Annotated in this window: 11 protein-coding genes; 9 read left to right on the top strand and 2 right to left on the bottom strand. The window is 70.0% G+C overall.

Going from position 1 to position 11,557, the window contains the following annotated elements:
* Positions 1-11 precede the first annotated feature (11 nt).
* The 8 genes from D4740_RS12790 (at position 12) to pyk (ending at position 7,778) form a co-directional block, all read left to right on the top strand.
* A complete protein-coding gene (locus D4740_RS12790) occupies positions 12-1,727 on the top strand; it encodes a hypothetical protein (RefSeq protein WP_182911298.1) in 1,716 nt (571 codons plus the stop codon).
* Between the two features lie 27 nt (positions 1,728-1,754).
* Positions 1,755-2,525 (top strand): imidazole glycerol phosphate synthase subunit HisF, encoded by a 771-nt coding sequence (gene hisF / locus D4740_RS01340; RefSeq protein ID WP_119835122.1) that lies wholly within the window; start codon positions 1,755-1,757, stop codon positions 2,523-2,525.
* Between the two features lie 288 nt (positions 2,526-2,813).
* Positions 2,814-3,212: a hypothetical protein gene (locus D4740_RS01335; RefSeq protein WP_119835121.1), complete on the top strand. Its 399-nt coding sequence runs from the start codon at positions 2,814-2,816 to the stop codon at positions 3,210-3,212.
* Position 3,213: 1 nt separating this feature from the next.
* Positions 3,214-3,771: a DUF2752 domain-containing protein gene (locus tag D4740_RS13070; RefSeq protein WP_259390578.1), complete on the top strand. Its 558-nt coding sequence runs from the start codon at positions 3,214-3,216 to the stop codon at positions 3,769-3,771.
* 17 nt (positions 3,772-3,788) lie between these two features.
* Positions 3,789-4,211, top strand: a complete 423-nt coding sequence (gene hisI, locus D4740_RS01325) for a phosphoribosyl-AMP cyclohydrolase (protein WP_119835120.1) — start codon at positions 3,789-3,791, stop codon at positions 4,209-4,211.
* Between the two features lie 294 nt (positions 4,212-4,505).
* Positions 4,506-5,333: an indole-3-glycerol-phosphate synthase gene (locus D4740_RS01320; protein ID WP_119835119.1), complete on the top strand. Its 828-nt coding sequence runs from the start codon at positions 4,506-4,508 to the stop codon at positions 5,331-5,333.
* Positions 5,334-5,342: 9 nt separating this feature from the next.
* Positions 5,343-6,308: a prolipoprotein diacylglyceryl transferase gene (gene lgt, locus D4740_RS01315; RefSeq protein WP_396027214.1), complete on the top strand. Its 966-nt coding sequence runs from the start codon at positions 5,343-5,345 to the stop codon at positions 6,306-6,308.
* 39 nt (positions 6,309-6,347) lie between these two features.
* A complete protein-coding gene (gene pyk, locus D4740_RS01310) occupies positions 6,348-7,778 on the top strand; it encodes a pyruvate kinase (protein WP_119835118.1) in 1,431 nt (476 codons plus the stop codon).
* A gap of 284 nt (positions 7,779-8,062) precedes the next feature.
* Here the strand turns inward: pyk and D4740_RS12785 are convergent, their stop codons facing one another.
* On the bottom strand, positions 8,063-8,218 hold the full coding sequence (locus tag D4740_RS12785) for a hypothetical protein (protein ID WP_182911297.1): 156 nt from the start codon (positions 8,216-8,218) through the stop codon (positions 8,063-8,065).
* A 30-nt stretch (positions 8,219-8,248) separates the two neighbouring features.
* A complete protein-coding gene (locus tag D4740_RS01305; RefSeq protein ID WP_119835117.1) occupies positions 8,249-9,958 on the bottom strand; it encodes an amidohydrolase in 1,710 nt (569 codons plus the stop codon).
* A gap of 282 nt (positions 9,959-10,240) precedes the next feature.
* Here D4740_RS01305 and D4740_RS01300 point away from each other — a divergent pair, with 282 nt between their 5' ends.
* Entirely contained in the window at positions 10,241-11,548 is a 1,308-nt protein-coding gene (locus D4740_RS01300; protein WP_119835116.1) for a hypothetical protein, read from the top strand.
* The last annotated feature ends 9 nt before the right edge of the window (positions 11,549-11,557 follow it).

The raw sequence follows: 11,557 nt of genomic DNA, 5'->3' as shown, positions 1-11,557 counted from the left end.
CAGGAGAACCTATGAGCACACCGAGCACGCCGCGCCCTGGGGGCGGCACGACGCTGACCCGCCGTCAGCGTCGTGAGCGTGAGCGCGCCCAGGAGGCGGAGCGTGCGCGGCAGTCGGGGCAGGCACCCGGGACTGGCTCCCTCCCCGACCGAGCTGACTCAGTTCCCAACCGACCTGCTTCTGTGACGGCTCCCGCAGCGCCTGTGTCGCCGCCCCGGGCCTCCACGGATCGGTGGGCTGCTCAGACCACCTCCTTTGACCAGGTCGTCACCGGGTCGGTCCCTGCTGCTCCTCGATCGGCCCCTCCGGAGCGGTCTGCTTCTCCCAGCCAGGGGGGTTCCCCCGCTCAGGGGGCCAGGCGCTCCCTGGACGCTCGTCGGAGGGCGGGGACACCTCGACGGGGAGGAACCTCGGTCGCGCTGTCCACACCTGCCCCTGCGGCCGCCACTCCTCCCGGTGCCGACTCTGCTCCTCTGGCTCCGGCAGCCGCTGTTCACCCTGCGGAGCCGGGCGTGCGCGATCGCGGCGCCGAGCCCGGAAGCGCTGCTGACCCAGAGGACTCTGAGAACTCTGAGAACGCGGTAGCGGCCGAGCCTGCCCCGGCCACCGGCCCCCAGCGGGTGCTGGGTGCGGCACTGGGGCGGCGTCCCCGGGGGCTGGCTGCCCTGGCCCTGGGAGGTCTGGTGGTGGCCGCCATGGTTCTGATCCCGCTGGCGGTGACCCACCTGGGCCTGGGCGGGCAGGGGGCCTCCAGCTCCGCCGGTGCCGTGGAGACGGTCCTGCCTGGCGACGCCGAGCTGAGCACGGTGGCGGAGATCGCGGGAAGGCAGGGGACCGTGCCGGTGGTGTCGGTCAAGGGGGTCCTGGCCGCTCCCTCCTCCCTGGTGACTGACGTCCTGGTGGAGGGGACGGGCCGCGCTGTCGCTGAGGACGAGCCGGTCATGCTCTCGGTGTCCACCTTCTCCGGGATCGACGGCTCCAACACCACCGGGACGGACTCAGGGACCTACCTGTACACGGGCAGGCTCACCGAGGAGGTGGGCCAGGACATGGACGCCGCCCTCCGCGGCAGGACAGAGGGCTCGCGCGTCGTCCTGCGCGCGCCCGCGCAGGAGGAGGACGGCACCAGGACCACGGAGATCACCGTCGTGGACATCCTGCCCACCACTGCCACGGGGGAGGAGCAGACGGCAGCCGATAACATGCCCGCTGTCACGGTGGAGGACAACGGTACCGTGTCCGTCTCGGTCGATGACCTCCCCGCCCCTACGAGCGCGGCAGCCTCCACCCTGGTCCGGGGCGGGGGACGGCAGGTGGGGCCGACGGACCGCGTCGTGGCCAGGTACTCCATCGTGAGCTGGTCCACCGGTAAGGACGTCACGGAGTCGACCTACGGTGACGCCGTCCTCCCCCGCGTGATCGATATGACGGACACCATGGCGGGGATCTCCCAGCTGCTGGCCGACGTCACGGTCGGCTCGCGCGTGGTCATGGCACTGCCCCCCGAGCTGGCCCGGGGGGAGGACGCCGTCGTCGCCGTTATTGACGTCCTGGCGATCAAGGACAGCGCAGCCTCCGGCCAGGAGGCCCCTGGCGGGGCGGGAGCCAGTGCCGTGCCAACGCCGTCACCGGCCGCCACACCAGCCGCCGCACCGACGGCGGCGTCAGGCGCAGCACCAGCTGCCACAGCAGGTTCCCCGTCCTCCGCCTCGGCCCGACAGGGCTAGGCGGGACGGGCTACGGAGGAGAGAGCCATGTGTGTTGCCGTTCGAGTCATTCCCTGTCTCGACGTCAAGGACGGACGCGTGGTCAAGGGGGTCAACTTCCAGGGCCTGCGCGATGCGGGTGACCCCGTGGAGCTGGCCTCGCGCTACGACCTCCAGGGCGCTGACGAGATCACCTTCCTGGACGTCTCGGCCTCTGCGGAGGGGCGAGCCACGATGGTGGAGGTAGTCTCGCGCACGGCTGAGCAGGTGTTTGTCCCGCTCACCGTCGGGGGCGGGGTGCGTAGTGTCGAGGACGTGGACCGGCTGCTGCGGGCAGGAGCGGACAAGATCAGCGTCAGTACGGCGGCCGTGGCGCGCAGCGAGCTGCTGGCCGAGGTGGCTCAGCGCTTCGGCAGCCAGGTCCTGGTGCTCTCTCTCGACGCGCGCCGCTGCCCGCAGGGCGCGTCTACCGACTCCGGCTACGAGGTGACCACTCACGGAGGGACCCGCTCCACCGGTATCGACGCCGTGGCCTGGGCGGTGCGCGCAGTCGGGCTAGGTGTGGGGGAGGTCCTCCTGAACTCGATGGATGCTGATGGTGTCGCTGACGGATTCGACACGGAGATGATCGACGCCGTGCGCCGTGAGATCACGGTTCCGCTGATCGCCTCGGGAGGTGCGGGCAAGCCCGAGGACTTCGCCGAGGCGGCCGACCACGGCGCGGATGCCGTCCTGGCCGCTTCTGTCTTCCATTACGGGGCCATGACTGTGGCTCAGGCCAAGGAGGCGCTGCGCGAGGCAGGGCACCCGGTGCGCTGACGGGGCACAGTCGCACAGTCGGCTGCGGGGCGGTGGGACGATCCGAGGAGAGCGCTGCGACGAAGAGGCCTGACAGAGCCGGGTGAGGCCTGATGAAGTGCCCGAGGAAACTAGCCTGACGAGGTGGTCCGAGGAAGCAGCTCAAACTGAGCTTCGGTTACCGAAGCGCTGCGAGGCAGTCACGGGTCGTGTAGCCTCGCACCGCCCTGCCACGTGGCGGGCGCTGGCTGGGAGTGCCTGGTGGCTCTATCCGGCAGCAGTGACGAGTGACCTGAGGAGTCTGTCATCGTGAGCACCTATGACCCGAACCAGCCCGGCGGCTACCCTGCTGGTCAGCAGCCGGGGGGCTACCCTGCCCAGCCCGGCGGCTACCCCGGCCAGCAGCCCGGGGCGTACCCAGCAGGCTACGGAGCGTACGGGGCGCGGCCGAACCCGACGGAGAGCAACTGGATGGGGGGCTGGTCGCTCGGCCTGGGGCTCGCCTCGATCTGCTGCGGGATCACGGGCCTGGTGTCGATCGTCTTTGGTATCCTCGGCATCGTTGCGGCCAACCAGGGCCGGGCGACTAACAGGGGGATGTCCATCGCCGGCCTCGTCATCTCTGTGATCGTTCTTGTCGGCAATATTGTCTGGGCCCTGTCAGGTGGATACGCCGAGATGATGGACCAGCTCGACAGCCTGCAGTGACGTGAGTCCTCTGCCGGTCCTTGTGCGCCGCCGCGCCCGTAGTGGCGGTCCAGACGCCTGGGGGCGGTCCGCTCTGGCTGAGACGGCCGCCTCCGGCGCCGCTGCCCCGGCTCGTGGGGCCGGGCCGTGGCGCGGCCCCGGTCTGGTTGTCCTGGGCGTGCTGGCGGCGGTGCCCGCGCTGCCCTCCGTCATTGTCCTCATGACCTCGTTGGGCAGGCCTGCCGAGGAGATGGACGGGCCGGACCTGTGTATGCTCCACCGCACCACCGGCCTGTGGTGCCCCCTGTGCGGGGGGACCCGGGCCACGCGCGAGCTGCTGTCCGCAGACCTCTCCGGAGCCCTGTCCTACAACCCCTTCGCCGTGGCCACCGAGGTCCTCATCGTCCTGGCCCTCGTGCGTTGGCTCGTGGCCAGGTGCTCGGGCAGGAGCCGCCTCCTGGCCTCCTCGGGCGAGATGCTGGCCTACAGCCTCGCTGCGGTCCTGTTCGCGGTGGTGCGTAACCTGCCCGGGCTGTGGGCCTACCTGGGACCGAGCCTGGGGCCGGGGGTGCTGGGCTGAGGTGAGAGGATACGACAGTGACTCTGCGTCCTGACATTGCCTCCCGGCTCAGGCGGGACCCTGCCGGGCTCGTGTGCGCCGTAGTCCAGCAGCACGACACCGGGGAGGTTCTCATGGTCGGCTGGATGGACGACGAGGCCCTGGACCGCACCCTGAGGCAGGGGCGCGTCACCTTCTGGTCACGATCCCGCCAGGAGTACTGGCGCAAGGGGGACACCTCCGGCCACGTCCAGTACGTGAGGTCGGTGGCCCTGGACTGCGACGGGGACGCGCTGCTGGTCACGGTGGACCAGGTGGGCGCCGCCTGCCACACTGGGCGTCGTAGTTGCTTCATGGCTGGCGGCGACCTGGGTGCGGTCGTCGGCGCCGCCCTGCACCCTGGCGCCCATGAGGAGCCCGGATCGCCGGGGGAGGGCCGGGCTGGGGCTGACCAGGGCTGAGGTGCTGGCCGACGACCCTGCGACATGGTCGTAGCGGCGTCGTGACAGGCAGCAGGTCCTGACGTGTCCACACCTCAGCAGGACGCAGACCCAGGTGTCTGCTGCTACCCGGATGCTGCCCCTGGTACTCGTGCCGACGCCGCCTCCCACCGGCCAGCGGTGTCCAGGCCCTGGGAAGATTCGATGAGGATTTGCTCTCGGGCGCGCTCCCGGGGACGATGATGCAGGCGACCTAGGAGTCCTGTGAGGTCCTGCCCTGGATCGTGAGTGCTGTAAAGGAGGTGTACGGAGGCAGTGTTCGGTCACTTCGAGCAGCGTGCGGTCGAGGCGCGCCGGGCCGTGGAGGAGCGGGAGCGCCAGGTCCCGCTGGAGGCCGTCAAGGAGCTCTCCCGCACCGTTCCCGGGGCGATTGACGCCCGCACCGCGATGCGGGTGGCTGGCCGCGCCGTGACGGTCATTGCCGAGGTCAGGCGCTCCACGGCCACCTTTGCCGACCTCTCCGGTACCGGGGACCCGGGTGTCCTGGCCCGGTTCTATGCCGCTGGTGGCGCCGCCTGCATCTGCGTGGTCACCGGGCCCACCGCCTCCTACGGGTCCCTGCGCGACCTTGACGACGTCCGTGCCGCAGTCGATCTGCCTGTCCTGGTCAACGACATCATCGTCACTCCCTACCAGGTACACGAGGCCCGTGCCCACGGGGCGGACCTGGTGGCGCTTGACGCCCGTCTCAGCCCCCTGGTCCTGGAGGCCCTGGTGGAGCGTACCCATTCGCTGGGGATGACCGCCGTCATCAAGGTCCGTACCCGGCGCGAGGCACTGACCGCCATGGAGCTGGGGAGCCTGGTGGTCGCCGTGGACGCCCTCGACCTGCAGACCCTGGCTACTGACCGCACCCGCTTCGAGCAGGTCGCCGAGGTCCTGTCTCCCGAGGTCATCCGGATCGCCTGCGGGGGCGTGCGTACGCCCCACGACGTCATGGACTGCGCTCGCAGCGGGGCGGACGTGGTTGTGCTCGGCGAGGCGGTCATGCAGGCGACTGATCCTCAGCAGCTGGTGGCCGAGCTGGTGGCCGCTGGCGCTCATCCCTCCCTCCTTCACGCCGTCCACCGAGAGGCTCCCTGAGTGCACCTTCTGATCCCCGGCCTGGCCCACGTCCCTGTGCCCCGCGACCCTGTCGTAGCGGCCCCGGCCTCCATCCCCAGCCCTTCTTCCAGCGTGTGGCACCTGGGACCGCTGCCCCTGCGCGCCTACGCTCTGTGCATCCTGGTCGGCGTCGTCATCGCTGTGTGGTGGGGGGACCGGCGCTACCGGGCACGGGGCGGCCCCGGGGAGGTCGTGCTGGACGTCGCTGTCCTCGCTGTCCCGGCAGGCGTGCTGGGCGCCCGCCTGTACCACGTTGTGTCCTCCCCGCAGGCCTACTTTGGCCCTGGCGGGGACCTCCGGCTCATCCCGCAGGTCTGGCAGGGTGGCCTGGGCATCTGGGGCGGTGTCGCGGCGGGTGCGGCGGCGGCTGCCTGGATGGTGCGCCGACGGGGCCTGCGCCTGGCTCCCTTCGCTGACGCGCTCGCCCCGGCCCTGCTGGTGGCCCAGGCTGTCGGACGGCTGGGCAACTGGTTCAACCAGGAGCTCTTCGGCTCTCCCACCACCCTGCCGTGGGGCCTGGAGATCGACGACGCCCACCTTCCCCCCGGCTACCCCTCCGGTACCCTTTTTCACCCGACCTTCCTCTACGAGGCCCTGTGGAACCTTGCCGGGGCGGTGCTCCTGGTGTGGCTGGGCCACCGGCTGGCGGCTCGTGGGACTGCTGCTGGGGGGCGGCTCATGTGGGCCTACCTCATGGTCTACACCTCGGGCCGGGTGTGGATCGAGATGCTGCGTATCGACGAGGCCCAGACGGTCCTGGGCCTGCGGCTCAACGTGTGGACCTGCCTGGTGGTCTTCGTCCTGGGCGCAGCGGGACTCGTCCTGACCTCGCGCAGGACGCCGAGTGACGCGGTCTACGCCGTGCCTCAGGCCGTGCCCCGGGAGGACTCCGGGCGGGCCGCGGGTGAGGGAGAACCGGCACCAGGGGACAGCGACGTCAGCAGCGCGTCCTAAGACGGTGCCGTCCCGGTGGCGGCCCGGTAGGATTGGCCCATGCGCAGAGCCAAGACCGTATGTACCCTCGGCCCCGCCACGGACTCTCCCGAACAGGTGCAGGCGCTCGTGGACGCCGGCATGAACGTGGCACGTATCAACCGCTCCCACGGTCGGGCGGAGGACCAGGAGGAGGTCATTGACCGTGTGCGTGACGCCGCGCGGGCCTCGGGGCGGGCCGTGGCGATCCTGGTGGACCTCCAGGGGCCCAAGATTCGTCTGGGCAAGTTCGTCAACGACCAGAAGGTCATGCTCAACAAGGGGGACGAGTTCACCATCACCACCGAGGAGGTACTCGGTACGGTCAAGCGGTGCTCCACCACCTTCAAGGGTCTGCCCGGGGACTGCCGCCCCGGCGACCGACTCCTCATAGACGACGGGAACGTCGCCGTGCGCGTCGTGTCCGTGACGGACACCGACGTGGTCACCAAGGTCGAGGTCCCCGGCTACGTGTCCAACAACAAGGGCATTAACCTGCCTGGCGTGGCGGTATCCGTGCCCGCACTGAGCGAGAAGGACCGCGACGACCTGCGCTGGGCGCTGGGGATCGGTGCCGATCTCATCGCCCTGTCCTTCGTGCGCAACGCGGCCGACATCGAGGACGTCCACGAGATCATGGACGAGGTTGGCGTGCGCATCCCCGTCATCGCCAAGATCGAGAAGCCTCAGGCGGTGGAGAACCTCTTCGAGATCGTCTCCGCTTTTGACGGCATCATGGTGGCCCGCGGCGACCTGGGTGTGGAGATGCCCCTGGAGGCGGTGCCGTTGGTCCAGAAGCGCGCCATCGAGCTCGCGAGGCGCCAGGCCAAGCCGGTGATCGTAGCGACGCAGGTGCTGGAGTCCATGATCCAGAACCCGCGTCCCACCCGGGCCGAGGCCTCTGACTGCGCCAACGCGATCCTCGACGGTGCCGATGCGGTCATGCTCTCCGGAGAGACCTCTGTGGGCGCCTACCCCATTGAGGCGGTGCGCACGATGGCCAGCATCATCGAGAACGTCGAGGAGAACGGCGGGGAGCGTATCGCTGAGCTCGGCTCCTACCCGCAGACACGTGGCGGTGCTCTCACCCGTGCCGCCGCCGAGATGAGCGAGCAGCTCGACGTGTCCTGCATGGTGACCTTCACCCACTCCGGTGACACGGCACGGCGCCTGTCCCGGCTGCGCTCCCCGATCCCGTTGCTGGCCTTTACCCCCCTGGACTCCACCCGCAACCAGCTGTCGGTCACGTGGGGCGTGACCACCTACCGTGTCCCTGAGGTGCGCCACACTGACGAGATGGTCGCCCAGGTAGACGAGATCCTTCAGGAGAAGCACCTGGCCAACCCCGGCGACGTCGTCGTCATCGTGGCTGGCATGCCTCCGGGCACGCCTGGCTCCACCAACTCCATCCGCGTCCACACGGTGGGAGAGAAGGCGGACTACACGGTCTGACGGTGGCAGGAGGCCTGGTACCGGAGTCGGCCCCGATGTTGGTTGCGCCGCACAGTGTCATCCAGGTGTTCATGTAACCCTTGGTTGAGCCCATGCCCGCGTTGTAGCCCTCGTCTCCCGCCGAGCGCAGGACGAGCACCGTGGGGGAGGCGTCCTGCTCGGTGGCAAAGGCCTCCAGGGACGAGATCGTCTGGTACATCCGATCCAGAGTCTGCTCGCCACGCTCCTCCTGCCTCAGCAGGGTGGCAAACATCTGGATCCACTATCCACTCCTCCAGCATCTCCTAGGTTCCGTACGTCAGGCCGATGACGGGGTACCCCGCGGCCTCGATAGGCTCGATGTAGGTGGCGGCGTCACCCTGGTCAGCCCACCGGATGACCACGTCGGGATTGATGCTGGTGATCTGCTCGATATCGGGGATGACGTCGGAGTGGGCCACGGTCCTGCTGGATACTGCCAGGGACCACTCCTACAGGGCCAGCACCCGGCCCGCGACCACGGTGGACAGCGGTCGCACGGCGGCCAGCGCGTCGGCACCCAGCCTCAGCGGGTCCTTCTCCAGGACGACCAGGTCCGCGCGGGAGCCAGGGCGCACCGGCCCCTGCCCGTCCACGGAGGCCGCCAGGGCCTCCTCGGTGGTAAGCCGCTGGTCGGGCGACCACACCTGGTGGTCTGGGGTGCTTCTGCCGACTGCGACCGACATGGCCAGCCACGGGTCCAGCGGGGCCACTGGGGCGTCCGAGCCCAGGTGGAGCAGGGCGCCAGCCCCCACCATGTCGGCAAAGGCGTAGACTCGCTGCCTGCGTCCGGGCCAGACCCGTTCCACGGCCTGCCAGTCGTCCAGGAGGTGAGCGGGCTGAACGGAGAGCTCGACCCCGCACGCGACCAGGCTGGCCAGTGCCCCGGTCCCAGCCTGGGCAGCGTCGCGCGGCAGCAGCTGGGCGTGTTCCAGCCGACCCCGTGCACCGGAGGCGGCAAAGGCGGCGGCGACCTCGTCCACGGCGGCGTCCCCGATGGCGTGCACCGCCATGTCGAACCCTGCCCGTGCGGCACGGGTCATCAGGGCGCTCAGCTCCTCGCGGTCAATGTTGACCACGCCGTGGGTGTGGCTCAGCCCCAGGGACTCGGGGTAGGGGTCGTGCACGTGGGCGCTGGCGGTGCCCATCGAGCCGTCGGCGATGACCTTGAGCGGTCCCTGGGTAAGTAGCGGCGCTCCGTCCTCACCCACGGGAGAGCCCTCCAGCCCCTGCCCGGTACGCAGGCCTGCGGCGATCCACTGGTCCAGCCTGTCGCGGTAGACGGCGGTGCGGATACGCGGTACAAGCGCAGACGTCCCGTCCCCAAGCGTCGTGGTGGCGCCGGCCTCAGCCATGGCAGCCAGGCGCAGCGGCCAGTCCTGCGGACTGGGTGCCCAGCTCATGTCCACCACCCCGGTGACGCCCTGGCGCAGCAGGTTGTCCAGCACCTGACGGTATCCGGACTCGCGCAGCTGTCGGGTTGCGGGGATGAGGTCCAGGCGGTCCATGACGGAGAACCAGGCGTCCTCAGTCAGCGGGGAGCCCGGGTCGCTGGTGGTGGCTCCGGGCAGTCCGAGGTGGCGCAGGGCCGCCGAGCTCAGCCACCCGGAGTGGGCGTCGCCGGAGACCAGAACGACTGGGACGTCACCGCACACGGCGTCGAGCTCGGCGACGGTAGGTACCCGAGGCCACAGGGAGAGTCGGTGGCCGAAGCCCTGCACGCTGGCAGGCGGGTGCTCACGGGGGTGCTTCCGAAGCGCCTGGGCCACCAGGGCGAGCGCGTCCTGGGCGCAGGTGGTGGCGGAGGTGTCGATGCGTGCTCTCCTGGCCGCCTCCAGGTCCAGGTGGACGTGGGCGTCCCACAGTCCCGGGATGACGTATGCCCCCTGCACGTCCAGGACCTGCTCGCCGTGATAGGGCAGGCCGGGGCCTACCTGGGTGACGCGCCCCGCAGTGACACGGATGTCGGTAACCGGTGCGCCCTTGTCCGGGCGGGTCTGTGCGCTGGCCGCACCAGTGGCGCCTGGGGGCTGCGGAGGGCCGGGTCGGGGTTCCGCAGCCGGGGAGTGGAAGGGGCGCGGAGCCCGTGCACGCAGGGCGGCGAGCACGGGACGGGAGCGGAAGGCGACGATGCGCGCATTGCGGATCAGCAGGTCGGGCATGCATCACTGTAACTCGCCTGCCACGAAGGGCCGTAGCGGACCGGTGGGTAGCACAGTTGGGCGCCTTCACTGCCCTGGTGCACTGCCGTGACCTGTTTTGCTGGGCGGGCACCGCAACAACCGGGCGGTGGCCTCCTCGCCCCGACCGACTGGCCCGCACCGAGGTAGTGGCTATGGAGGTTGCCGAGCCTGCAGGGTGCTCGCTGTGTGGACCGGAACGGCTGCGGGAGCGAGGCTGCACTGATAGTACTAGTGACGCAAGTGCCTGCTGAAGGAGCCGACGTGTCCGCACCCTCCTACGACACCCCCTACGGCTCAGACCAGCCTGCCGGCCATCTGAGGGTCTTCGGCGGTGGCGACCCGGCTGGGCCGACCGACGTCGGCGTGGTCCCGCCTGTCCCGGGTGGCGCGTCTGCCGACCTGCCCGCCTCCCTGGTGCGTCGCTCCAGCCCGCTCTCCCTCCTTGGCGCCAGCCTGCTCCTCCTCGTGGGGGTGGCGCTGGAGGGTCGTGGTTTTACCTTGATCACCTACCGAGACCTGGTCGGAGGGGCCATCCTCGTCTCTCTCGGCCTTCCTTTCCTGGCCCTCGGCGTGGTGCCCTGGGGGCGACGCACCGTCTTCGACGCTGACGGGATCCACTCCTCCACCTTCTTCAGCCATGCTGATACCGCCTGGCCTGACTCGCGAGCCGCTTTCACGGTCAACGTGTCGCGCAGCGGACGCAGCTCGTGGGTGGCCACCATGGAGGTGCCCGGTAGGAGGGGGAGTATCCGGCTGGTGGCCCCGCGGGTGAGTGCTGACAGCGTGCAGGAGGCCCTGGTGCGGGGTGAGGCTGAGGTTGACGACCTCTGGGCGTGGGCGCTGGCGCGCGGGTACGCCCGAGAGACCGTCTTACAGCTTCAGGGCGAGCCCGACCGGGAGGGCCGCCAGAGCGACTCCGTGCCTGTCGACTACGACCTGCTGAGACAGGACTCGTTGGTCTTCAGGGCATGGCCCAGGGAGTGCGCGGATGTCACAGGGCGCCTCCTTCTCAGCCTCCTGTTCGGGGGCTACGGAGCCTACCTGGTCACTCACCCCTACGAACAGTCCTTTGGCCGCGGCAGGATCTTCATGGGACACGGCGCGCTGACGCAGGCCTTCGGGGCCGCCTGCCTGCTTGCTGCCCTTGGGCTCCTGGTGGGGGCCTGGAGCAGGGCGCGCGCCCGTCTGGTGGCCTCTCGTGAGGGCCTCACCTACTTCAACGGCTTGTGGTCCAAGCGGCTGGAGTGGCCGAGGTCTCGTTCCTCCATCTTTGTCACGGCGCTAAGGGCGCAGGCGCGGACGGTGGCGACCGTTCACGTCATTGGTGCGGACGGCGGCGGGTTGCGTGTCCCTGGCCTGAGGTGGCGTGCCAAGGACGAGCGGGCGGTGCTACGGGCGGCGCTGCAGGCGGCAGAGACCATCTGGGTATGGGGCACTTCCCGCGGGGTCACCGTTGAGGACGACGGCTACGACATCGACCCCAGGGAGGAGACCCAGTTTCGGCGGGTTGCCACCGCCAGGCGCCTGGAGTACCTCATGTCCCAGCCTGGAGGGCTGGGGTGGGGCTGACCGCCTGGG

It is taken from the genome of Actinomyces sp. 2119 (genome assembly GCF_003591215.1).
Taxonomy (GTDB): domain Bacteria; phylum Actinomycetota; class Actinomycetes; order Actinomycetales; family Actinomycetaceae; genus Actinomyces; species Actinomyces lilanjuaniae.
The sequence above is the reverse complement of the archived record's forward strand: the minus strand, read 5'-3'. Positions and strand labels throughout refer to the sequence as shown.

Coding starts and splice junctions, on each gene's coding strand:
- D4740_RS12790 (WP_182911298.1), top strand. CDS start 12: ATGAGCACACCGAGCACGCCGCGCCCTGGGGGCGGCACGACGCTGACC.
- hisF (WP_119835122.1), top strand. CDS start 1,755: ATGTGTGTTGCCGTTCGAGTCATTCCCTGTCTCGACGTCAAGGACGGA.
- pyk (WP_119835118.1), top strand. CDS start 6,348: ATGCGCAGAGCCAAGACCGTATGTACCCTCGGCCCCGCCACGGACTCT.
- D4740_RS01305 (WP_119835117.1), bottom strand. CDS start 9,958: ATGCCCGACCTGCTGATCCGCAATGCGCGCATCGTCGCCTTCCGCTCC.